This is a genomic window from Candidatus Glassbacteria bacterium (assembly GCA_019456185.1).
Lineage (GTDB): Bacteria > Gemmatimonadota > Glassbacteria > GWA2-58-10 > GWA2-58-10 > JAJRTS01.
The window spans coordinates 12,959-35,083 of record VRUH01000030.1; the positions used below are offsets into that span (position 1 = coordinate 12,959).

The 22,125-nt window shown below is 61.6% G+C and carries 19 protein-coding genes, 1 tRNA gene and 1 pseudogene; 5 read left to right on the forward strand and 16 right to left on the reverse strand.

The window, feature by feature from the left end; genetic code table 11:
* Positions 1–50: 50 nt before the first annotated feature.
* The 3 genes and pseudogenes from FVQ81_11415 to FVQ81_11425 form a co-directional block, all read right to left on the reverse strand.
* Positions 51–293: a hypothetical protein gene (locus FVQ81_11415; GenBank protein MBW7997155.1), complete on the reverse strand. Its 243-nt coding sequence runs from the start codon at positions 291–293 to the stop codon at positions 51–53.
* A 57-nt stretch (positions 294–350) separates the two neighbouring features.
* Positions 351–437 (reverse strand): annotated as a pseudogene (locus FVQ81_11420) (hypothetical protein).
* Positions 438–920: 483 nt separating this feature from the next.
* A tRNA-Arg gene (locus tag FVQ81_11425) sits at positions 921–1,013 on the reverse strand.
* Positions 1,014–1,096: 83 nt separating this feature from the next.
* On the opposite strand from FVQ81_11425, the gene FVQ81_11430 reads away from it, so the two are divergent.
* From FVQ81_11430 to FVQ81_11440, 3 genes are all read left to right on the forward strand, one after another.
* Entirely contained in the window at positions 1,097–2,377 is a 1,281-nt protein-coding gene (locus tag FVQ81_11430; GenBank protein ID MBW7997156.1) for a tyrosine-type recombinase/integrase, read from the forward strand.
* Between the two features lie 651 nt (positions 2,378–3,028).
* Positions 3,029–3,913: a 2-hydroxy-3-oxopropionate reductase gene (gene glxR / locus FVQ81_11435; protein ID MBW7997157.1), complete on the forward strand. Its 885-nt coding sequence runs from the start codon at positions 3,029–3,031 to the stop codon at positions 3,911–3,913.
* 48 nt (positions 3,914–3,961) lie between these two features.
* Positions 3,962–4,954: a zinc-dependent alcohol dehydrogenase family protein gene (locus FVQ81_11440; protein ID MBW7997158.1), complete on the forward strand. Its 993-nt coding sequence runs from the start codon at positions 3,962–3,964 to the stop codon at positions 4,952–4,954.
* 299 nt (positions 4,955–5,253) lie between these two features.
* Here FVQ81_11440 and FVQ81_11445 read toward each other — a convergent pair whose 3' ends face one another.
* From FVQ81_11445 to FVQ81_11490, 10 genes are all read right to left on the reverse strand, one after another.
* Positions 5,254–5,448: a hypothetical protein gene (locus FVQ81_11445; protein MBW7997159.1), complete on the reverse strand. Its 195-nt coding sequence runs from the start codon at positions 5,446–5,448 to the stop codon at positions 5,254–5,256.
* A 41-nt stretch (positions 5,449–5,489) separates the two neighbouring features.
* Positions 5,490–6,659, reverse strand: a complete 1,170-nt coding sequence (locus FVQ81_11450; GenBank protein MBW7997160.1) for an aminotransferase class V-fold PLP-dependent enzyme — start codon at positions 6,657–6,659, stop codon at positions 5,490–5,492.
* Positions 6,660–6,682: 23 nt separating this feature from the next.
* Positions 6,683–8,230, reverse strand: a complete 1,548-nt coding sequence (locus FVQ81_11455; GenBank protein ID MBW7997161.1) for an altronate dehydratase — start codon at positions 8,228–8,230, stop codon at positions 6,683–6,685.
* A gap of 46 nt (positions 8,231–8,276) precedes the next feature.
* Positions 8,277–8,477, reverse strand: a complete 201-nt coding sequence (locus FVQ81_11460; GenBank protein ID MBW7997162.1) for a hypothetical protein — start codon at positions 8,475–8,477, stop codon at positions 8,277–8,279.
* Positions 8,478–8,521: 44 nt separating this feature from the next.
* Complete coding sequence (locus FVQ81_11465; protein ID MBW7997163.1) at positions 8,522–9,838, reverse strand: amidase; 1,317 nt, start codon at positions 9,836–9,838, stop codon at positions 8,522–8,524.
* Positions 9,839–9,865: 27 nt separating this feature from the next.
* Positions 9,866–10,966 (reverse strand): TRAP transporter large permease subunit, encoded by a 1,101-nt coding sequence (locus FVQ81_11470; protein ID MBW7997164.1) that lies wholly within the window; start codon positions 10,964–10,966, stop codon positions 9,866–9,868.
* A gap of 731 nt (positions 10,967–11,697) precedes the next feature.
* Positions 11,698–12,372, reverse strand: coding sequence for a TRAP transporter small permease subunit (locus tag FVQ81_11475; protein MBW7997165.1), 675 nt, complete (start codon positions 12,370–12,372; stop codon positions 11,698–11,700).
* 112 nt (positions 12,373–12,484) lie between these two features.
* The gene (locus FVQ81_11480; GenBank protein MBW7997166.1) at positions 12,485–13,633 is read right to left on the reverse strand and encodes a TRAP transporter substrate-binding protein; all 1,149 of its coding nucleotides are present in this window, start codon (positions 13,631–13,633) and stop codon (positions 12,485–12,487) included.
* A gap of 193 nt (positions 13,634–13,826) precedes the next feature.
* Positions 13,827–14,792, reverse strand: a complete 966-nt coding sequence (locus FVQ81_11485) for a D-glycerate dehydrogenase (protein ID MBW7997167.1) — start codon at positions 14,790–14,792, stop codon at positions 13,827–13,829.
* A gap of 10 nt (positions 14,793–14,802) precedes the next feature.
* Positions 14,803–15,222 (reverse strand): heme-binding protein, encoded by a 420-nt coding sequence (locus FVQ81_11490; GenBank protein MBW7997168.1) that lies wholly within the window; start codon positions 15,220–15,222, stop codon positions 14,803–14,805.
* 158 nt (positions 15,223–15,380) lie between these two features.
* Here FVQ81_11490 and FVQ81_11495 point away from each other — a divergent pair, with 158 nt between their 5' ends.
* Positions 15,381–17,567, forward strand: coding sequence for a malate synthase G (locus FVQ81_11495; protein MBW7997169.1), 2,187 nt, complete (start codon positions 15,381–15,383; stop codon positions 17,565–17,567).
* Between the two features lie 12 nt (positions 17,568–17,579).
* On the opposite strand, the gene FVQ81_11500 is transcribed toward FVQ81_11495, so the two are convergent.
* Positions 17,580–18,494, reverse strand: a complete 915-nt coding sequence (locus FVQ81_11500) for a 2-dehydropantoate 2-reductase (GenBank protein ID MBW7997170.1) — start codon at positions 18,492–18,494, stop codon at positions 17,580–17,582.
* Between the two features lie 277 nt (positions 18,495–18,771).
* Between FVQ81_11500 and FVQ81_11505 the strand changes: the two genes are divergently transcribed.
* A complete protein-coding gene (locus tag FVQ81_11505) occupies positions 18,772–19,563 on the forward strand; it encodes a hypothetical protein (protein ID MBW7997171.1) in 792 nt (263 codons plus the stop codon).
* A 630-nt stretch (positions 19,564–20,193) separates the two neighbouring features.
* On the opposite strand, the gene FVQ81_11510 is transcribed toward FVQ81_11505, so the two are convergent.
* Both FVQ81_11510 and FVQ81_11515 read right to left on the reverse strand, forming a co-directional pair.
* The gene (locus FVQ81_11510) at positions 20,194–20,427 is read right to left on the reverse strand and encodes a hypothetical protein (protein ID MBW7997172.1); all 234 of its coding nucleotides are present in this window, start codon (positions 20,425–20,427) and stop codon (positions 20,194–20,196) included.
* 1,020 nt (positions 20,428–21,447) lie between these two features.
* Positions 21,448–22,080, reverse strand: a complete 633-nt coding sequence (locus FVQ81_11515) for a hypothetical protein (GenBank protein MBW7997173.1) — start codon at positions 22,078–22,080, stop codon at positions 21,448–21,450.
* Positions 22,081–22,125: the final 45 nt, after the last annotated feature.

Genomic DNA, 22,125 nt, shown 5'->3' on the forward strand with positions numbered 1-22,125 from the left:
AACTTTCTCCGTTTATCCATGGGGGTTGTCCATGGGGGGTGCCTTACGGTTCAGGCGCGGTCGAAATCATCCTCAATGCGCACGATGTCATCCTCGCCCGGATAATACCAAGGGGCACTGATAATGACCCATAGAGATCGCCTCGGCGTGCCGCCGGGTAGGAGGAAAGCCGCCGGCGATGCGGTGACATCGTCAAGGCTTTTCGACGCCCTCCGGCGGTACGCCGAGGCGACCGGAGGCGGCTTTCCAAGGCTTTCGGACAGCGTCGCGCGGCCCTTGTGATGGGCCGCCATCACGGCGGGCCACGCTCCTAGCCGAAAGCCTTGGAAAGCCGTCTCTATGGGTCATTATCAGTGCCCCTTGGTATAAGCTCCAGATTGCACTTCGATGATATGCAGCGGTTCCTTTCCGGGATTTTCCAGGCGGTGCTTGCCGCCGTGGAATACCGCTCCATGACCCGAGCAGCCGTCAGGACGATGGAGGCGTAAATATATGGAGCGGCGGGGCGAATTGAAACCGTTTTCCAGGCTCCGCCATTGCGCCAGCCGCCCTTGAGCGGCTGAAAAATGGTGATGATGTCGCCTTCGTTCAGGTGCCGTTTGCGGCGTTCTTCATCCGCCACCGTTTCATCGTTGACCAGAAGGGCATAGTACCGTTGAGGCCGGGTAACCGATAATGTGCCGAGGTAGTACCATCTACCGGAACGTCCGCTTCGGGTCCAGGGACGGACCAAACCGCGCCCACCATAGGAGGTCTCCTCTATGTCCCTAAGCGGTCGAACAGGGGTGCGATGTCGGCTTTACCTCATATTGCTGACCAATTGGAGGACGGCTTCGGGAGGGCTGTCGAAATCGAGGGGAAGTGCCAACGGTGTAGGCACAAGGAGCCGGGAACCAAAACTCCTAACCCCTTTATTTAATTGGCGCGCCCGACAGGATTCGAACCTGTGACCTCTGCCTTCGGAGGGCATGTGTATAGGCTTCTTGCTGTTTCCTAGCGTATCATAAACCCGCACAAAACAAGGGTTTTTCTATCATCACCTTGCATGGCGTTTCCGCTTGTTTGATTGCTAGTGATTGCTATATGATTGCTAGACATGCAAATGAGGGGTGGGGCCATGAAATCCAAAATCACCAAAAGGACGGTGGATGCGGCCAAGTCCGGCAGGCGGGATTCGTTCATTTGGGATACCGAGACCAGGGGCTTCGGGTTGAAGGTGACCCCGGTGGGAAACAAGGTATATCTGTTCCAGTACCGATGGCCCGGCGAGAAGTACGCCCAGCGAATTACCATCGGCAAGCATGGCGACCCCTGGACGGCGGATAAAGCCCGCACGGAAGCGGAAAAGTACCGGGGGGACGTGAAGCGCGGAATCAACCCTGCAGCCCTCAAGAACGCGGAGAAGGCGGAAAAGTCGGTTTCCGAATTGTGTGACCAGTACCTTGCCGAAGGGTGCGAGACCAAGAAGCCGTCCACCCTGGCAACCGACCGGGGACGGATCGAGCACCACATCAAGCCGCTGCTGGGCCGCAAGCGCGTCAAGGACGTTACCCCAAACGACATCAAACGGTTCATGAAGGACGTGGCCGCCGGGAAGACCGCCGCCGACATCAAGACCGGGCCGCGTGGCAGGGCCATTGTCGAGGGCGGCAGGGGCACCGCTACCCGCACCGTTGGCCTGCTGGGCGGAATTTTCTCGTTTGCCGTTGGCGAGGGTATGCGCCACGACAACCCGGTTCGCGGGGTAAAGAGGTTCGCGGACAGGAAGGACGAGAGATACCTGTCCCCCGATGAACTGGCCCGCCTGGGCGATGCCCTGACAACCGCCGAGCGGGAAGGCGAAAACGCCGTCGCCATAGCGGGTGTCCGGCTGTTGGTTCTGACGGGATGCCGCAAATCGGAAATCCTCACCCTGAAATGGGAGCACGTCGATTTCGACCGCGCATGTCTTCGACTGCCCGATTCCAAGACGGGCGAGAGGACCATTCCCATGGGGGCGCCCGCCCTTGAATTGCTGGCCTCATTGCCCGGCATCGAGGGCAACCCCTATGTTCTCCCTGGCGAGAAACATGGGCATCACCTTGTCGGGCTCCCAAGGGTGTGGGAGCGGCTAAGGAAGCGGGCCGGGTTGGAGGATGTGCGGCTGCATGACCTGAGGCACAGTTTCGCCAGCGTCGGCGCCGGTGCCGGGATGGGCCTGCCGGTGGTCGGCAAACTGCTGGGCCACCGCGACCCCAAGACGACGGCTCGATACGCCCACATCGCCGCCGACCCCGCCAAGGTCGCCGCCGACCGGATCGCCGGAACCATCGCCGCCGCCATGAAGGGCGAGAAAGAGAACGGCGCGGAGATAATCAAGCTGCCGCGCAATGCTTAGCTGAAGCCCGAAGCTTCGCCGGGCGAACCAACATCGCCAACAACGCGGCCAAGACCTACGCCGACAGCGAGGGCGAGGGCTCAAGGGAAGGTGCTTGGCCGCCCCAAGGTGAACGGTGATATCGAGAAGGCTGTCCTGGCCGCCAGGGCGGAGGGAACGGGTAAGAGGAAGATATCCAAGCGGTTGGGTATTGGGATCAGCACCATCAACCGGATACTTGCAAAGGCGGCTTAGATCAGCCCCAGGAAACGAACGGACGGATCCCATTTGGGATCGGGTTATGGGGGGCGCCCGAAAAACGGGACTCCGGGCGGCTGTCGTGTCCGAGCTGGACCGCACGATCAATTTGATTTACACACGACGGCAATATTCAATCCATCATTCAGGGGGGATCTGGCTGCCACCATCGAACGCAACCTGGATCGCATTCCCCACATCCAGATCGCCGACTCCCCGGGTCGGAACGAGCCGGGCGCCGGGGAGATCAATTACGCCTTTCTGTTCGGATGGCTCGACAGGCTGGGATATCGGGGGTGGGTCGGCTGCGAATACCGGCCGCGCGCGACGACCCTCGACGGTCTCGGCTGGATCGCCCCTTGGTATTATCAGCCGGAAGCCACCGCCAGGGAGCGCTCGGGAGAGGAGGAATCAATGGCAAAAGTAGGCTTTATCGGTGTTGGCATCATGGGGTGCCCGATGACCGGTCATCTGATCGACGGCGGCCACGAGTTGTTCGTCAACGACCTTGACCCTATCCCCAAGGGGCTTCTGGACGCCGGTGCGCAAACCTGCTCTTCGGCCAAGGAAGCGGCCGAAAAAAGCGACGTGATCATCATCATGGTTCCCGACACGCCCGATGTCGAGACGGTCCTGTTCGGCCAGGGCGGCGTCGCAGAAGGCCTGAGCGGGGGGAAGATCGTTGTCGACATGAGCTCGATTTCGCCGATCGATACCAAGGCCTTCGCCGCGAAAATCAACGACCTTGGCTGCCCCTACCTGGATGCCCCTGTCTCCGGCGGTGAGGTCGGGGCCAAGGCGGCGAGTCTGACCATCATGGTCGGCGGTCCCCAAGACGCATTCGACAAGGTCAAGCCCCTGTTCGAGTCGATGGGCAAGAACATCACCCTGGTCGGCGGCAACGGCGACGGCCAGACGGCGAAGGTCGCCAACCAGATCATCGTCGCCCTGACCATCGAGGCGGTCGGCGAGGCCCTGCTGTTTGCTTCCAAGGCCGGCGCCGATCCGGCCAAGGTGCGCGAGGCCCTGCTGGGGGGCTTCGCTTCCTCCAAGATTCTCGAGATTCACGGGGAACGCATGATCAAACGCACATTCGATCCGGGGTTCCGCATCGAGTTGCACCAGAAGGATCTGAACCTGGCCCTGTCGAACGCCCGCAAGCTGGCGATATCGCTGCCCAACACGGCGACCTGTCAGGAACTGTTCAACGCCTGCGCGTCACGGGGCGGCAGGGACTGGGACCATTCGGCCATGGTCCGGGCGCTGGAGATCCTGGCCAGCCACGAAATAGGCGATTAGCGTGATCGGGCTCCACCGGGGCCACGCGATCTTCCGGGGTGCGGCAGAATGAAAATCGTTCAATTCGGAGATTTCGGCCCCCCCGGACAGGTCGCCTCCTGGATCGAGACCGACGAGCCGGAATCGCCTGGCAACGGCGAAGTCCTGGTCGAGGTCGAGGCCTTTCCGATCAACCCCGTCGATCTCCTGATCATTTCCGGCAATTACGCCTCGAAGCCGCCGCTGCCGGCGATTCCCGGTTCTGAAGGGGTTGGCCGGGTGGTCGAGGTGGGGCCGTCCGTCGAGCATGTCGGCGCGGGCGATAGGGTGCTGCTGATGGGACGCGAGAACTGGGTTCAACGGAAGCTGGTTCCAGGGGAGCAGTTGATCAAGCTGCCGTCCGGGGCCGATATCGCGCAACTGGCGATGCTGAAAATCAATCCGGCGACGGCCCGCTTGATGCTCAGGAATTACGTCGACCTCGGTCCAGGGGATTGGGTCATCCAGGACGCGGCGAACTCCGGGGTCGGCAACTACCTGATCCGCCTTGCCGCCGCCGAGGGCCTGCGGACCGTCAACGTCGTGCGCCGCAAGGAACTGATCGCGCCGTTGAAGGAAATGGGAGGCGATGTCGTCCTGATCGACGGAAAGGACCTTCCCCAAAGGATCGCCGCGGCGACGGGCAACGCCGAGATCCGGCTCGCCATCGACGCCGTCGCCGGCGACATATGCGACAGGCTCGCGGCCTCGCTGGCCGAGGGCGGGACAATCGTCAATTACGGGCTGTTAAGCGGAAATCCTTGCGCGGTGTCGCCCTTGAACGTGGTGTTCCGGGGCATCACGCTTACCGGCTTCTGGCTGGTCAAGGCCCTGGGCGCCATGGCCCGGGAGGATATCCGGTCCCTCTACGACAAGCTTGTGGAGCAATTGGTCGAGGGCGTGCTCCACGTCGAGATCGAGAAAGCCTACCCGATCGAGGACATCAAGACGGCGCTGGAACACGCGGGCAGGGAATCCCGAAACGGCAAAATCCTGGTCATGCCCAACGGGCCTGTCGGCTGAAACGCTTTCCAGGCCCTTCATGGTGTCCGTCGCTTGCGGCGTGTCGTATCTCCAAAGGTCCGAGTCCTTGTGCGTCCATCGACAAAATCAGGGCCTTGGCCGGAAACGGTTGGGGCCTTATACCAACGGCCAGAGACACTGACCTGTGGGTATCCTTCGACACGCGAGCTTCGCTCGCTGCTCAGGATGAGGAATCCCTTTGTTTTTCAACAAAATTCTCATCCTGAGCAGCCGCGCAAGCGGCGTGTCGAAGGATGGCCGGAGGAGTCAGTGATTGTGCCCCTTGGTATTAATAGTCTCTAAAATGGAAGCGAATAGGAAGACGGTGCACCTTCCGGGGCCGCTATCTTGGCGAATAGCCAGACCAGCAGCCAGGCGGCGACCAGCACGAAGGGCAGGCTCAAGGCGAAAATCGTCCACTTCCGCCCGATCGCACGCTCCAGATCTTCCCGGTTTATCCGCCGCCCGGGACCGCTGCCGAAAGCGGCATACAACACAGCGATGCATATGCGCAGATATCGGGAACCCCGGGGCATCAAACGCCCTCGACGAGAAACTCCAGGGCCGCGGCAACCCCGCCGCGAGAGAACGGCACCCCGGCAAGCACCAAACCCATCTCGATACCACCAAGGGTACCGGCGAGCATGAGATCGTTGAAATCCCCGAGGTGGCCGATGCGGAACACCCTGCCCTTGACCTTTCCGAGACCGTTGCCGAGCGACATGTCGAACCGTTCGAGGACGACGCGGCGGAAGGCGTCGGCGTCGTGGCCGTCGGGCATCAGTACCGCGGTCAGCGAATTGCTGTATGCCCCGGAATCGAGGCACAGCAGCTCGAGACGCCAGCCGGCGACGGCCCGCCGGGTCGCCTCGGCCAACCGGGCGTGGCGGGCGAAGACCCCGTCCAGCCCCTCATCGAGCAGCATGTCGATGGCCTCGCTCAGGCCGAACAGCAGGTTGGTCGACGGGGTGTAGGGAAACAGGCCGGATTGGTTGGCCCCGACCATGGCCCGCCAGTCCCAGTAGGAGCGGGCCAGCCGGGCGTCTTGCGAGGCCGCCAGGGCCTTGTCGCTGATCGCGTTGAAGCCCAGGCCCGGAGGCAGCATCAGGCCCTTCTGCGAGCCGGCGACGGTGACGTCGACGCCCCATTCCTCGTGCCGATAGTCGATCGATGCCAGCGACGAGATGGTATCGACCATCAGCAGGGACGGATGCCCGGCCCGGTCCATCGCCTCGCGGATCCCGGAGACGCGGCTGACGACGCCGGTCGAGGTCTCGTTGTGGACCACGGCCACGGCCTTGATGGCGTGGTCCCGGTCCTCGGCCAACCTGGCCTCGACCATCGCCGGGTCCACGCCGTGGCGCCAGTCCCCGGCGACGAAGTCGACCTCGAGGCCGAAACGCAGCGCCACGTCGCGCCAAAGGGTGGCGAAATGGCCGGTCTCGAACATCAGCACCTTGTCGCCCGCCGACAGCGTGTTGACCAGGGCCGCTTCCCACGCCCCGGTTCCCGAAGAAGGAAAGATCACCACGGGTCCCGAGGTCTTGAATATGGACTTGAGGCCGTCCAGGATCCGCCGCGTCATCGCCGCGAACCCGGGACCCCGGTGGTCTATGGTCGGCCGCTCGATGGCCCGCAGAATGCGCTCGGGCACGTTGGTCGGCCCGGGGATCTGGAGAAAATGTCGTCCGCTCTTGTCGCTCATGGCGGGCCTCTCCCGGAGGGATATTACATCACGGCGCCGATCTGCCAGGGAACGAACTCCTGGTCGCCGAAGCCGAGGGTTTCGCTCCTGGTCCTGGCCCCCGACGCGATGTCCAGGAGCAGGTGGAAGATCCGCTCGCCCATCTCCTCGACGCTGGCCTCGCCGGCGACCACCAAACCGCAATTGACGTCCATATCGCCGGCCATCCGCTCATACATCGGGGTGTTGGTGGCCAGCTTGAACGAGGGCACCGGCTTGCCGCCGAACACCGAACCCCGGCCGGTGGTGAAGCCGATGACGTTGGCGCCCCCGGCGACCATGCCGGTGATCGACACCGGGTCGTAGCCCGGCGTGTCCATGAACACCAACCCCTTGGCGGTGATCTTCTCGGCGAAGCCGTAAACGTCCACCAGGTTGGTCGTGCCGCCCTTGGCCGCCGCCCCGAGGGACTTCTCGAGGATGGTGGTCAGGCCGCCGGCCTTGTTGCCTGGCGTCGGGTTGTTGTTCATCTCGCCGCCGTTGCGGGCCACGTAGTCTTCCCACCAGCGGATCAGGCCGATCAGCTTCTCCCCCACCTCGCGGCTGACGGCGCGCCGGGTCAACAGGTGTTCGGCGCCGTAGATTTCCGGCGTCTCGCCGAACACCACGGTGCCGCCGTGCCGCACCACCAGGTCAGCGGCCGCGCCCAGCGCCGGGTTGGCGCTGATCCCCGAGTAGGCGTCCGAGCCACCGCATTCCATGCCGAGAACCAAGTGGCTGGCCGGCACCGCCTGGCGGCGGACGTCGTCGGCCAGGGCCAGCATCTCTTCGAGGTGGGCGATGCCGTCGGCGATGGTGGGCTCGGTGCCGCCGCTGTCCTGGATGACGATGGCCCGGGCCAGCGGTCCCGGCTCGATACCTTCCGCCTCCATCACGTCGCGGGCCTGGGCCACTTCGCAGCCGAGGCCGACCAACAGGACACCGGCGAAGTTGGGATGCCGGGCGTAGCCGGCGAGTACCCGCTTCAGGTAGGTGTATCCTTCCCCATCGGCGGCCGTGCAACAGCCGCTACCGTGGTGCAGGGCGACGACGCCATCGACATTGGGATAGGGGTCGAGTCGCGTTCCGCGGAAACGGTCGGCGATGGCGCGGGCCACCGAGCCCGAACAGTTGACCGTGCCGATGACGCCGACGTAGTTGCGCGTGGCGACCCGCTGGTCGGCGCGCACGATGCCCTGAAAGGTGGCGCGGTCGGCTTCGGGGACCATGGCCGTGGGGCGGGCCTCCTCGCCGATGCGGGGATCGCGGATGAAGTCTCGCATCTCCACATTGTGGGTGTGAACGTGTTGGCCGGCGCCGATGTCGACGCTGGCGAAGCCGATGATCTGGCCGTACTTGCGTACCGCATCACCGCTGGCGATAGGGGCGGTCGCCAGCTTGTGGCCGCGCGGAATCGGCTCGGCGACGCAGACGCCCTCTCCCGCCAGCTCCGTCCCCGGCGAGAGTTCACTGCCGGCCACGATGACGTTATCGGTGGCGTGTAGGCGGATGGTCAGAGGTTGTTGTCCGGCGATGTCGCTTCTTTGGGACATGTCACGCCACCTGTTGCCAATCTCCGCCGCCGTCGTCAGAGGCGGGTCAGCCGTCGTTATTGTTGTTGCGGTTAGCGTTGCCGTTGGAGTCGGCCTGTTGCAGGGACTGGTAGAAATCGTAGGCCACCATACCCAGGGTCAGGAGAATGATGACCGCCAGGGGCACCGACACCAGGATGTTCATGTAATAGATCAGGAACACGAAGACCAGGGTCAGGGCGATCAGTCCGGAGAAGAAGTTTTTCATCGTATCCCTCTATTACCTCGTTCCGTTGTCCGGTTGGGCGCCGATCAACTCCCGAGTTCCTCGACCAGCCAGCGCGCGGTTCGCAACAGGCGCCCGTCGTCACCCTTGGGCGCCACCAGTTGCACGCCCAGGGGCATGCCTTCCTCGCCCTGCATCAGCGGCAGGGTAATGGCCGGCATCCCGCACAACGTCCAGATGGTGCAGAAGATGGGGCTGCCGGTGGAGTCCAGGCCTCGAGGGGCCTCGCCGACGGTGGCCGGCGCGAGGATGGCGTCGTAGCGCTCGAAGATGTCGCCGAAGCTGCCGTTGAGCAACGCGATCAGGCCGACCGCCCGGTTATAGTCGACGGCCAGGGTTTTCTGGCCGCGCTCGATCATCTGGCGAAGAATCTCGCTCAGCTGGTCCCGGCCGGTGGCGTATTCCCGCTCGAAGCTGAGGGCCAGATCGGCCTCCATGATGCAACGATGGCTGTCGATGGCGTCGTCGAAGGCCGGCGACAGGCTGGCTTCCTCGACGTTTTCGCCCAGATTTTCCACCAGTTCGGCGAAGGCCTCGCGGGTGCCTTCCTCGGCATGCTCCCAGGCCGGCGTCTTGACGAAGCCCAGCTTGGGCGTCACCGGCGGTTCCTGGGCCGCTGTCTCGACCAGGCCCGGCCTCATGCGGGGCCGGGTGTCGGGATCCAATTCGTCATGGCCCATCATCTGCTCGGCGATCAGGGCCGCGTCGCCGACGTCGCGGGCGAAGACGCCCACCTGGTCCAGGGTCCGCGACTGCTGCAGGATGCGATGGCGCGAGATCAGGCCATGGCTCGGCTTGAAGCCGACCACGCCGCAATAGGCGGCGGGGCGGATCATCGAGCCGTTGGTCTGGGTGCCGATGGCCAGGGGCACCATATGGGCCGCCACGGCGGCCGCCGAGCCACTGGACGAGCCCCCTGGAGTGCGTTCCGGATCGTGGGGATTGCGCGTCTTGCCGGGCGAGAAGACGGCCAGTTCGGTGGTCACCGTCTTGCCCAGGATGACGGCGCCGGCCTGGCGCAGGCGGGCCACCGCGGTAGCGTCCTGGCCGGGGGTGCGCCCGGCATGCAGGATGGTGCCGTCCTCGGTCGGCATGTCCTTGGTGTCGAAGATGTCCTTGACGCCCACCGGGACGCCATGCAGGGCGCCCAGGGTCTTTCCCGCCTGCCGCGCCTCGTCGGCCTCGCGGGCTCGATCCAGGGCCAGGTCGGGGTCCAGATGGACCCAGGCCTGGACTTGTTCCTCGACCTGATCGATGCGCTCGAGGCAGGCCTGGACGAGCTCGACGGAGGTGATCACGCCTTCGCGGATCGCCTCCGCCGCCTCGGCGGCGCCCAGTTCGATGGGGTTCCTCTTATTCACCGTTCCACCCTATCGGATGCCGTAAAAGTAGTCTGGCAGCCACAGGACGATCCCGGGGAAGTTGTAGATAAGCACCATGGCGATCAACACCATGGACAGGAACGGCATGCATCCCCGGAAGATGGTGACCAATTGCACATGGGGTGGAGCCACCCCTTTCAGGTAGTAGGCCGCCATGGCCATGGGAGGCGTCAGGAACGAGGTCTGAAGGTTGAGCGCCACCAGGATGCCGAAGAACAGCGGGTCGATGCCGAAGATGTCCAGCATGGGCAGGAAGATGGGAACGAAGATGATGATGATCTCGCTCCACTCCAGCGGCCAGCCGAGGAAGAAGATGATGATCTGGGCCAGGATCAGGAACATCACCGGCGACAGATCGAGGCCGAGCACGAACTCCTCGATCAACGAGTGTCCCCCGAGATAGGAGAACACCGAGGCGAAGGTCCACGAGCCGACGAACAGCCAGCACACCATGGCCGAGGTGCGCACCGTCAGATAGACCGCCTCCTTGAGCTTCTCCCAATCGACGCCGCGCCATGCCAGGAAACCCAGCATGCCCAGGAAGAACCCGACGTCGGCCGCCCAGATGGTCAGCGTCTCGTTCTCAATATAGGACTCCAGGCCGATGACCTTGGCCAGGAACAGGAGCACCAGGCTAACCGCCAGGCCTCCGAGGCCCCCCATGGCGGCCGACTTCATCAGGGCCCGCCCGGGAACGCGCGTCGGCCGCAGCCTGGCCAGCAACGGCAACCTGTCACCAACGAGGTGAAGCCCGACTCCGGCGGACAAGGCCACAAGGATGGCGAGGCCGGGGCCGCCCGGCAGTTGCCTCTCCTCGGGCAGCGGCATGTCGAAGAAGACGATCCCGAGGACCTGGAAAATCACATAGAGCAGGTAAAGGAGGAACACCAGAAGGCTGCCCAGTCCGATCGACTCCATCCAGCCCGGCGCCGTGTCCTTGGCCCTGGCCACCCATTCGGGGACCTCGTTGCCGCCGATCACATCCGCCAGGCGGTATCCGGAGGCCAGGACCATGCTGCCCAGGGCTCCCACCGCCGCCGCCTCGGTCGGGGTCGCCAGTCCGAACAGGATGGCGCCGAGCACCGACATGATGAGAAGCGCCAGTGGAATGAACGAGGTCAGCAGCATGTAGAGCAGTTCCCTGGTGGGAATATCGGTCTGCTCCTTGGGTGGCTTGGGGGCCAGCTTGGGATTGATCATGGCCCGGCCCATCACGTAGAAAATGTAGAGACCGGCCAGCATGGCGCCCGGGAGCATGGCGCCCGCATAGAGCTTGACCACCGAAACGCCCGACGCGGCGGCATAGACGATCAGCATGATGGAGGGCGGGATCAGGATTCCCAAGCAGCCGCCGGCGCAGATGACGCCGGCCGAGAACCGCTCGTCGTATCCGGCCTTGAGCATGACCGGAAAGGCCAGCAGGCCCATCAGGGTGACGACGGCGCCGACGATGCCGACGGCGGTGGCGAAGATGGCGCAGGTCAACAGCGCCGCCACGGCCAGGGAGCCGGGAACCGCGCGGGCCGCGATGTTGAGGCTGTAGAACAGCCGGTCGACGATATTGGCCCGTTCGACCACGTATCCTATGAACAGGAACAGCGGCACCGCCACCAGCACGTCGTTGATCATCACCGAATAGGTCTGGTTGACCAGCAGGTCGAAGATGCGGTTGTCGAAGATCGAATTCATGCGCTCGGCGTCGTAGTAGGCGTAGTAGCCGAACCCGACGCCCATGGCGATCAGGGTGAAACAGATGGGAAAACCGAGGATAATGACGAAGATGAAGATTCCCAGCATGGACAGGGCGATTTGGGGGTCGGTCATTTCGCGTCCTCCCCCTGGGACTGGTCATCGGAAGCCCGTTTGTCCGCCGAAAGGCCGCCAGCCATGGCCTGGGCGGCCAATTCACGATCGTGCTGCTTCATAAGCGTGACCTCCAACTCCTCCACGTCGTGGAGGCGTTGCGGCCACTCGCCGGTCTTCATGCACAGGATGCAACGGATCATCTCGGCGATTCCCTGCAACAGCAGGATGAAGGCGGCCAGTGGAAGGATGGTCTTGAGCGACGCAACGGGGACGCCGGCCGGACTGTTGATGCTGATCTCGCCGATCCGCCCGTTGGGGCCGAAGGGCCGGTAGGACCAGGATTCGCTGGCGTAGTCGATGCCGGCATAGATCAGGGCCAACATGGCCGGGAAGAAAAACAGGAAATAGAGGACAAACTCGATGCGGGCCTGGTTGCGGGGCGACAGCAGCCGGTAGATCACGTCGCCGCGCACGTGTCCATTGCGCGACAGGGTATAGGCTCCCGCCATCATGAACAGGGCTCCGTACATGGTGTAGCTGATGTCGAAGGACCAGGAGGTGGGATCGCGAAGCACGTAGCGGACGAAGACCTCGTAGCTGGTGGCGAAAGTGAGCACCACGATGCACCAGGCGAAGGCCTTTCCCGTCCATGCGCTCAGATTGTCGATAAAGAAAAGAAATCGCTCCATGGGACGATCCTCGAGAGGCAGGAAAGAATACCACGACATGGGCGGGGCGGCACGCGTGGTGCCGCCCCTTAGACCCAAGTCACGCGGCTACGGTCGGAATCAGACCGTCATCCTAGAAGCCGAGCTCGCCCGGGAAGTAGTGATCGTAGGCAAGCTTGTAGTCGGCCGAATTGAGGAGTTCGTAATAGGCCACGCGGTGGGCAAACGCCTTCTGGGACTTGAGGACCTTCTTGAAGAACGGATCCTCGGCCTCCAACTTGGCGATCATATTGTCCCATGCGTCGAGCTGGTCGTTCATGACCGCTTGCGGGGTCCTGATGACCTTGACGCCCTGCTCGTTCTTCAGCCATTGCAGGTCGCGCGAATAGTTGTCCATGCCGGTGAAGAAGTTGGCCGAGGACGCGGCCTCGGCCGCATACTTCAGGATGGCCTTCTGCTCGGCGGCCAGGCGGTTGAACGTATCCTTGTTGAAGATGATCTCGAAGAATTCGGCCGCCTGGTGGTAGCTGCCCAACATGTAGATCTTGGACACGTCATGGGCGCCGAAGCGGCTGTCCGAGGTCGGGTTGTTGAACTCGAAGGCCTCGATGACGCCTTTCTCCAGGGCCGGTATGATCTCGCCGCCCGGGAGCTGGGTCACCTTGACCCCCATCGACTGCATGAGGTCGGCCGCCAGGCCCACGGTGCGGTACTTCAGGCCCACCATGTCGGCCGAACTCTTGATCTCCTTCTTGAACCATCCCAGGGGCTGGGTCGGCATCGGCATGGCGAAGAAGCCGACCAGGTTGAGGCCCAGCTTGGCGATCAGTTCGTCATAGAGTTCCTGTCCGCCACCCCTGTAGATCCAGGCCAGCCCGTTGTGGGCAGTCTGGCCGAACACCGGGCCGGTGCCGAACAGCGAGGCCACCTTGCTCTTGCCGTACCAGTACACGGTGACGCCATGGCCGCCGTCGAGCACGCCCTTGTGGACCGCGTCCTGCACCTGGAACGATTTGACCACGGCGCCCGAGACCAGGTAGTCGATCTTCAGCCGGCCACCCGACATCTCGTTGACGCGGGTGACGTATTCCTCGGCCATCTCGTTGAAGATGTCCTTGGCGCCCCATGCGCCCTGCATCTTCAGGGTTGTCGTCTGGGCCCGGGATACATTCGGGAAAGCCACCGTCGCCGCGGCGCCGGCGACTGCGACTCCAGCCCCCTTCAGCAGGAACCTGCGGCGTGTCGGGTTCTTGACCTTCTTGCCTCTCCTTTTCGCACTCATGATTCACTCCTCCCCTTCTCTGAAAGAAGAATGTGTGGTATCTTGTATACCACACAAGCGCGCACCATTACCACGCTACGTTCAGGCAGGCGAAGCGTCAACATGTTATTACGCTCGGGTTGCCCACGAAAATAGGGAACCGGTTATGTCGCCTCTCCCGTCACTGCGCCCCCGGGGTGGCCGCTTCCACGGGTCACGCCACCCGGTCTCCCGGTTCGTCCCCGGCGAAGTAGGCGTCGAGGTTATCGAGCGCCCGGAAGCCCATGGCGTCGCGGGTCTCACGCGTGGCGCTGCCGATGTGGGGCAACAGGAACGTGTTCGGCAGTTCCCTATAGGCGGGGTGGATGTCGGGTTCGTCGTTGTAGACGTCGAGCCCGGCGGCGGCCAGTTTCCCCGACCCGAGGGCGGCGATCAACGCCTCGTCGTCGACGATGCTACCGCGCGCGGCGTTGACCACGATCGCGCGATCGGGGAGCAGGGCGATCCGCTCCGCGTTCATTAGGTGGTGGGTCTCGGGCGTCGCCACGCAGTGGATGGCCAGGAAATCGCAATGGGGCAGCATGTCCTCGACCTTCTCGTGGTAGATCGCCCCGGCTTCCAGGTCGGCGGGCAGCCGGGCGACGTCGTTATAGTGGATTTCCATCTCGAAACCGCGAGCCCGGGCCGCCGTCACCCGCCCCACCCGGCCCATGCCGACGATGCCCAGCCGCTTGCCGGTAACCTGGGTGCCGACCATGAAGCCGGGACTCCAGTCCTTCCACTGGCGGGCGCGGACCAGGCGCTCGCCCTCGCTGGCGCGGCGCGCCGCGCCCAGCATCAGCAGCATGGCGATCTCGGCGGTGGCGTCGCTCAGCACCTCGGGCGTGTTGGTGACGATGATGCCCCGGGCCTTGGCCGCCTCCAGGTTCACATGGTCGAAGCCGACCGAGAAGTTGGCGATGATTCGGACGCTGTCGGGCAGGCGCTGGATCACCGCCGGGGTAAACTTCTCCGTGTGACAGGGCATGATGGCGTCGGCGCCGGCGGCCAACTCGATCAGGTCGTCGCTGGAATGGAGCCGGTCGTCGGGATTGAGGCGCGGTTGGTAATCACGGCGCAGGCGGTCCTCCACCGCGTCGGGCAGCTTGCGGGTGACCAGGATCGTGGGTTTCTTGCTCATTTCCTTAGCCTCACGCCGCCAGGAAGTGGTCGCGCCCGGCTTGGGCCACCTCCATGTCCTGGGGCGGCGTGCCCGAGCTCACGCCGATTCCGCCGACCACGCCGCCATCCAAGATCACGGGATAGCCGCCACCGACGATATTGAGGCGGCCCCCGCACGAGGTGTGAATGCCGAAAACCAGATTCCCCGGGATGCATGCCTCGTTGTACTCGTGGGTCGCCTTGCGTGCCGCGGCCGCCGTGAAGGCTTTGTCCTGGGCAATCGAGATGCTGGTGACCTTGCCCCCATCCATTCGCTCGAACGCAATCAGGTTGCCCGATTCATCCGTAACGGCGATGCACATGGGCACGCCGATCTCGATCGATTTCGCCCTGGCGCCCTCGAGAAGGAGGGCGGCGTCCTCCAGCGACAGGCGGTTGATCGTTTGCATCGCTTGTCCCCTTTTTTTGGTGTGCCTTACAGTGCGCGCGTCGGGTCAATATATCCAATGGTGTTTGCCGATTATTTCGATGGTTTTGGTAAATCCCGGCGATCGATCCCACGTTATTAGTCTCAAGCCCGAAATTTCAACCGAAGAGGCCTGAGAAAATGACTGACCGCGTTCAAATCGGCGACCTGCGCGTCGCCACCATTCTCAAGGAGTTCATCGATGGGGAGGCGGCGCCCGGGACCGGCGTGGAAGCGCCGGCCTTCTGGGCGGCACTTGAGGAAATCGTTGACGCGCTGGGCCCCGAGAACCAGGCCCTATTGGAAAAACGCGACGCGCTTCAGGCCCGAATCGATGAGTGGCATCGCCAAAGAAAAGGGCAGCCCGACGATGCCCCGGCCCATAAGCGCTTCTTGACGGAGATCGGTTACCTGGTTCCCGAGGGCGGGGATTTCGAGATCACGACCGCCAACGTGGACCCCGAGATCGCCGAGATCGCCGGACCCCAATTGGTGGTGCCGGTGATGAACGCGCGCTTTGCACTGAACGCGGCCAATGCGCGCTGGGGCAGCCTTTACGATGCGCTGTACGGAAGCAACATGATCGCCGAGGAAGGCGGCTTGGAGAAGACTGGCGGCTACAATCCGGCGCGCGGAGCCAAGGTGGTCGCGTTCGCGGCCGACTTCCTGGATCAGGCGGCGCCCCTCGCCAAGGGCAGCCACGCGGATGCCATCCGCTATGGATTGCAGGACGCAGGCGGCGCCAAGGCGCTTTGCGTGACCCTGACGGACGGCACCCGGACCGCCCTTGCCAAGCCCGGGCAATTCGCGGGCTACCGGGGCGAGGGGGAGATCATGTCCGTCCTCTTGCGCAACAACGGACTCCACATCGAGATCCAGATCGACCGTGACCACGCGATCGGCCGCGACCACGGCGCGGGGGTCAAGGATGTCGTCTTGGAGGCAGCCATCACCACCATCCAGGATCTCGAGGATTCGATCGCCGCGGTGGATGCCGAGGACAAGGTCCATGCCTATCGCAACTGGCTGGGGCTGATGAAGGGAGAACTGGACGCCACATTCGAGAAGGGTGGCAGCACCATGACCCGGCGCCTGAACGGGGACCGCGAATACACCGCGCCCGATGGCCAATCCCTCACCCTGCCTGGCCGCTCGCTGATGGTGGTGCGAAACGTCGGCCATCACATGATGAGCGATGCCGTGTTGACCAAGGATGGCGAGGAAATTCCCGAGGGCATTCTCGATGCCATGGTCACCAGCCTGATCGCGCTTCACGACATCAAGAGCGAGGGTGGGCTTCGAAACAGCCGCGCGGGAAGCATCTATATCGTCAAGCCCAAGATGCACGGCCCCGAGGAAGTGGCCTTCACGGCCGAGCTGTTCGGGCGGGTCGAGGAGGCGCTCGGCCTGGCGCGCAATACCCTGAAGATCGGCATCATGGACGAGGAACGCCGCACCACCGTCAACCTCAAGGAATGCATCCGTGCCGCGAGCGCGCGCCTGGTCTTCATCAACACGGGGTTCCTGGACCGAACCGGCGATGAGATCCACACCAGCATGGAAGCGGGCCCCATTGAGCGCAAGGAGACCATGAAGACCATGCGCTGGATCCAGGCCTACGAGGACTGGAACGTCGATATCGGCCTCGAGACCGGGCTAAAGGGCCGCGCCCAGATCGGCAAGGGCATGTGGACGAAGCCCGACGAGATGAGGCAGATGTACGATACCAAGGAGGCCCACCCCGAAGCGGGCGCCAACACCGCCTGGGTTCCCTCGCCGACGGCCGCCACGCTTCACGCCTTGCATTATCACCGCGTCAATGTGGCGGAGCGCCAGGACGCCTTGGCATCGCGCCAGCGCGCGAGCCTCGATGAGATCATGACCGTCCCCCTTCTCGGCGGCGTCAACCTATCGCCGGACGACATCCAAAAGGAGCTCGACAACAACGCCCAGGGCATCCTGGGATACGTGGTGCGCTGGATCGATCAGGGCATCGGTTGCTCCAAGGTGCCCGACATCAACGATGTGGGCTTGATGGAGGACCGGGCCACGCTCCGCATTTCCAGCCAGCACATCGCCAACTGGCTCCATCACGGCATCTGCGACCAAGCGCAGGTGATGGAGACGCTGAAGCGCATGGCCGCAGTGGTCGATCGCCAGAACGCGGGCGATCCCGATTATCGGAACATGGCGCCCGATTTCGAGGCGAGCATTGCCTTCCAGACGGCGTGTGATCTGGTGTTCAAGGGCCGCCAGCAACCGAACGGATACACCGAGTTCGTGCTCCATGCGCGCCGCCGCCAAGTGAAGGCGGGAGCCGGCGGCTAAGGGCGCGCCGCGTTATCCCTGGGCGTGCGGTTTTATAGTGGCGTAGAGCGCATCGTTGACCGGGGTGGCGATGCCCAGCTCGCGGCCCTTGCGCGAGACCGCGCCCGACAGCCAATCGACCTCGATCCGCCGCCCGGCCTCGAGGTCGCCGAGCATCGAGGATTTCATCTCGCCAGGAAGCCCATCCGCGAACGCCATAAGGCGCTCGACCACGTCCCTCGAAAGATCCACGTCGAGCGCCCGTCCGACCGCCGCCGTCTCTTCCATCACCGCGCGGAATTGGCGCCGGCCGCCCCTATCGGCCAGGATCGGGCCCACCGGTTGGCGCGCGTCGCTGGTGGTGGCGCTCAAGGCGGCCAGGAAGACGAACTTCTCCCAAATTGCGCGCTCGATATCCTCGGGGATATGGGCCTCTATGTCGGCCACGCGGCAGGCCTCGAGGAAGGCCTCGATGCGCGCCGAGCGCCGATTGTCGGTCTCGCCGAATGCCAATTTCGCCATGGTGCCGGTGTGGCGGATAAGGCCGGGCTCGGCGATGATGGCGGCGATATGGGCGGTACCACCCAACGCATGATCCGGCCCCAATACCTCGCGCAGTGCCTCCACGCCGCCGACGCCGTTCTGGAAGTTTATTACGGCCGTGTCCTCCCCAAGCAGCGGCCGACAGGCCCTGGCGGCATCCCCGGTGTCCCACAGCTTGACCGCGAACAGGACCACGTCGACGGGTCCCACTTCGGCCGGATCGTCGGTGGCGGAAACGGGCTGGAGGCGAACATCGCCGAGCGCGCTCTCGATCCCCAGCCCGCCTTCGCGCATCGCCTCGAGATGGCGCCCGCGGGCGAATAATGTGACGTCGTTTCCTGCATCGGCAAGGCGGGCACCGAAATAACCCCCCACTCCTCCCGCCGCCATAACTGCAATCTTCATCGGTGTTCGGTCCTTGGTCGTGATCTTCGGGATGATCCTAGGGGCAAAACACGATCACGGGAATAAGGCTTCCCCTTGGAATCATTTCGTCACCTCCATGACTGCTCCGGTTGCTTCCGGCTGGAGCGATCGCCGGGTAGGACTTGCACCCACTGGAAAAGCGCCGCCTTACCACGGCGCACACCCAAAGCGGACGTTGGGCTTCTTTGATCCCTTCACATATATCGAAGGTTTTCTATGATTAGGACGTCGTTGTTCACTTCAGGGGGGTGAGGCGATGCTATTTCCGCGGCAAATATTATGTTTGATCGGTGTGGTGCTGCTGGGTGCCTGCCAGACCAGCGGTCCACCCGCGTTGTCACTGGAGGAGGCCAAGAAGGTCACCGCCCAGTTCGCCGGCTCCTTCACCCCGCCCCCCAAGTCGATCGGCGGGATCCGCGAGCTCGTCCGCCAGGGGGTTCCACAGACCTGGTCCTGCGAGAGTTCCGTCGATGTCACGGAAGAGACGCTCGCCGGGATGATGGAGGGCATGCCCGACAAGCCGGGCCGTGACGGGCGGGCCAATTTCGCCGCCAGTTCGGCCTCCCGCGAGTTCCAGCGGGGCAACTTCCAGCGCGCTATCCGCTTCATGGAAATGGCCATCTTTTCGACGAGCAATCGGGAGCGCTTGATCAGGTTTGAGCGGCTTGCTCTCTTTGCGCCGGTATACAGGGTGCGAACGCCCCCGCGAGCGCGGCGTCCGTTCACCATCCCGCCTACCGGTAATAGTGACTGGTTCAGAAAAGGATGGGCCTGGGACACGACCTCTGTGCAAAAGCCCCACGCGATCCCCGATCCCAAGGACCGGAGCCAGGAGGGCTACTACTCGATATTTCAGATCGATCACCTCGACCTCATCCTGAACAGCATGAGCCTCCAGGTGGAGATGGATAGCTTTCTGGAATCGTCGAAAACGGACGAGATAGACTGGAACGCAAATGGCAAGCGGTGGCTGCAATATACCACCAACCGTGCGAACGGGCTCCGAGACCACGAGTATCGACGCAGCAAGCTAAAGATGAGTTGCTGAGCAAGGATGCAAAAGAGACTTATACTTACCCGGATACTTACCCAGCCAAACGGCGCGACAGCCATATAACTGCCTAACCCCTTGATTTAATTGGCGCGCCCGACAGGATTCGAACCTGTGACCTCTGCCTTCGGAGGAGTCAGGTCGAAAAAATACGTGAGGTAAATCAATGAGTTGTTTGGGCGCTGTCGCCCCAAAACCCGAACAAAAGCGAACAAAACGGAATAAAACAGGATAAGACGGACACAATTTGGGCACAGTGGAAAAGGGGTATTTAAGCCAATCAAGCTCTGCCCTGAATAAAACGGCTTGGTAAAAGGGTAGGAATATGTGCCTAATTTGTACCAGCGAGAACCCAGAATATTATCAGTCGAACATTTTTTCCATAAAACTGCTCACCAAGGTAAAGGTTGGCGCGTTGGTTTTCTCGATGTGGCTCTAGAACGTGCCATCGTGGATCGCCGTCGCATACATCTGGAGCTGCAGTCCATTCATCATAATTTGCGCGTACTGAAGCCGGAAGGTATCTGTCCGCACATACATGACCATTCCACGGAAGCGATTTCTCAGCCGCACAGAGGCAGCGGAGTGGCTCGGGGTGGGACAAGAATTAGAGATGAATTTATTGAGTTATTTTAACATTTCGATGAGGTGGTCGCTCAAATTAATGTATGCGGTTGCCCCGGCTCCAAGAAGCAGGACCAGAAGGCCCCAAGTCCAGCGGAAGTCTTTGCGGGTATTGCCGCTTGTTTCCTTAAGAGTATTTTCCAGTTCACCTAGGCGAGTTTCGACACCTGCCCTCCATGAATCCCCACCGCCGCCGCCATCCATGATCCGGGCGGTTCGGCCCAAGTCGAGGCTCAATATAATTTTGTGCTCCGTTTCATTCATTAACTATGTGTAGCACGAAATACAGTATATTGATGTTTTTTCGTGGCAACACACTACATTTTGTACGTAAGCAGAATTTATACCTTATGTTAGACACTGTCAATACGAAAATATCTCACTCGATTACTCCGCCATGAAACGCAAACTACATAATGTGCCAATGCACTTAGTTGTTACATTATGTGGGATTAACCATATGTTAACCTATTAGGGTTTCAAAATGATTAACGTATCTAGGGGTGTTTGCAACCTCTTGAAAAATAATATTTTTTTGATGTTCACAAAGCATAAAAAAAAGCACCTACTACTCTCTTTTATTAGTAGATGCTTTTGGCTTAATCCTAAGAATCTATATGAGACATAAAATTGTTAATGTCAACCGTCTGACGTCATTATGGGGGCCAATCCCATGATAGACCTTAAAGTACCATAGAAGATGTCGTAAAACTAGGCAATTCCGTAGCATTTAGCCTAGAGTGCTAGTTACGCCAGTTTAAAGGTAAATGCAATACTGCATGCAATTATGCATTGTGTTTAACACACTGCATTTATACATGCAATATTGCTATTTTCGGTTTGCGATTGACCTATAACGAAATCTGAGGTTTGTCGAATTGCCTGTCCAATGCCTTCACGCCCTGACATACGCAAGCCAGGTCGAAAAGGAATAATTACCTAATATACCCGCTAACTCCCAGAAATCCTGGCAATTCAGCCATCCCACACGTGAGAAGAAGGAATGGTGAACTCGGGCGTTTAATACCCCAACAAACCCCCAACGAATTAAGTTCATACCCCCTTCAAATCTTCCTCATGAACTGGCTATCTCAGAGTAAGACCGCTTTCCTACACCAAGCCGACGTTGGAACCCGAATGTCGGCTTGCCTTCGAGTTGCGTCAGCTTGACCTCTGATTGCAGACTCACCATGGAGGGGGTGCCGACCGCCGGAGTTGACCCAACCTGGAGAGCGCCAGGATAAGCGTCGCGGATTGCTATAGTCTGGAAACCAGCTCATACATTTTATGTCGATACGCGATCAGCTGCCCGTTAACCCGCAGGAGATCCTCCGTCAGTGCATCATACTCAGGAAAGCTTTTCTGCACCTCTTGCGGCGATAGATCAATATGTCCCTCAGTATCTAGGGCTCGCTCATTCCATCTCCTAAACCGCGCTTGCCATTTAGTCAGGTGCGGCCGAATGCCGCCATTCAGGACGTCAATCGAAAGGCGAATGATCCTCTCGGTGTGCTTTCGCCTGAATTTTGAGACTGGCACATCCTTGATGAGTTCTCGAGTAACTGAGAAGAAACTGTACCATGAATCGTAGACCTCCGAGATGACGTCATCGTCGAGTTCAATTGTCAGACCGATCTTCCTGGTACTCAGCTCAACCCAGATTTTGTAAGCGATTTGCCGGTCAGTATCATTTGGCCGCAACGTAACCGTTTGGTCACCGAAACCCAATTTCGCCTCATCGATCTCGAAAGTCGTCCAATTACCGCCCCGGAACCAGATGATGATGCGCACGGTGGAAAAAAGCAGAATGAGCCCAACCCCTATCCAGACGAGGAAGGAATCCACGGCCAAGAATGCGTTTAGATCGCCGTCTAGGATGAACGTGAAAATCTCGTCCCCGGAAAGTTGCTTAGGCGGCAGCTGTGTTGGCTCCGT

Coding starts and splice junctions, on each gene's coding strand:
- FVQ81_11415 (MBW7997155.1), bottom strand. CDS start 293: ATGGCGGCCCATCACAAGGGCCGCGCGACGCTGTCCGAAAGCCTTGGA.
- FVQ81_11430 (MBW7997156.1), top strand. CDS start 1,097: ATGCAAATGAGGGGTGGGGCCATGAAATCCAAAATCACCAAAAGGACG.
- glxR (MBW7997157.1), top strand. CDS start 3,029: ATGGCAAAAGTAGGCTTTATCGGTGTTGGCATCATGGGGTGCCCGATG.
- FVQ81_11440 (MBW7997158.1), top strand. CDS start 3,962: ATGAAAATCGTTCAATTCGGAGATTTCGGCCCCCCCGGACAGGTCGCC.
- FVQ81_11450 (MBW7997160.1), bottom strand. CDS start 6,659: ATGAGCGACAAGAGCGGACGACATTTTCTCCAGATCCCCGGGCCGACC.
- FVQ81_11455 (MBW7997161.1), bottom strand. CDS start 8,230: ATGTCCCAAAGAAGCGACATCGCCGGACAACAACCTCTGACCATCCGC.
- FVQ81_11460 (MBW7997162.1), bottom strand. CDS start 8,477: ATGAAAAACTTCTTCTCCGGACTGATCGCCCTGACCCTGGTCTTCGTG.
- FVQ81_11470 (MBW7997164.1), bottom strand. CDS start 10,966: ATGTCGGTGCTCGGCGCCATCCTGTTCGGACTGGCGACCCCGACCGAG.
- FVQ81_11475 (MBW7997165.1), bottom strand. CDS start 12,372: ATGGAGCGATTTCTTTTCTTTATCGACAATCTGAGCGCATGGACGGGA.
- FVQ81_11480 (MBW7997166.1), bottom strand. CDS start 13,633: ATGAGTGCGAAAAGGAGAGGCAAGAAGGTCAAGAACCCGACACGCCGC.
- FVQ81_11485 (MBW7997167.1), bottom strand. CDS start 14,792: ATGAGCAAGAAACCCACGATCCTGGTCACCCGCAAGCTGCCCGACGCG.
- FVQ81_11490 (MBW7997168.1), bottom strand. CDS start 15,222: ATGCAAACGATCAACCGCCTGTCGCTGGAGGACGCCGCCCTCCTTCTC.
- FVQ81_11495 (MBW7997169.1), top strand. CDS start 15,381: ATGACTGACCGCGTTCAAATCGGCGACCTGCGCGTCGCCACCATTCTC.
- FVQ81_11500 (MBW7997170.1), bottom strand. CDS start 18,494: ATGAAGATTGCAGTTATGGCGGCGGGAGGAGTGGGGGGTTATTTCGGT.
- FVQ81_11505 (MBW7997171.1), top strand. CDS start 18,772: ATGCTATTTCCGCGGCAAATATTATGTTTGATCGGTGTGGTGCTGCTG.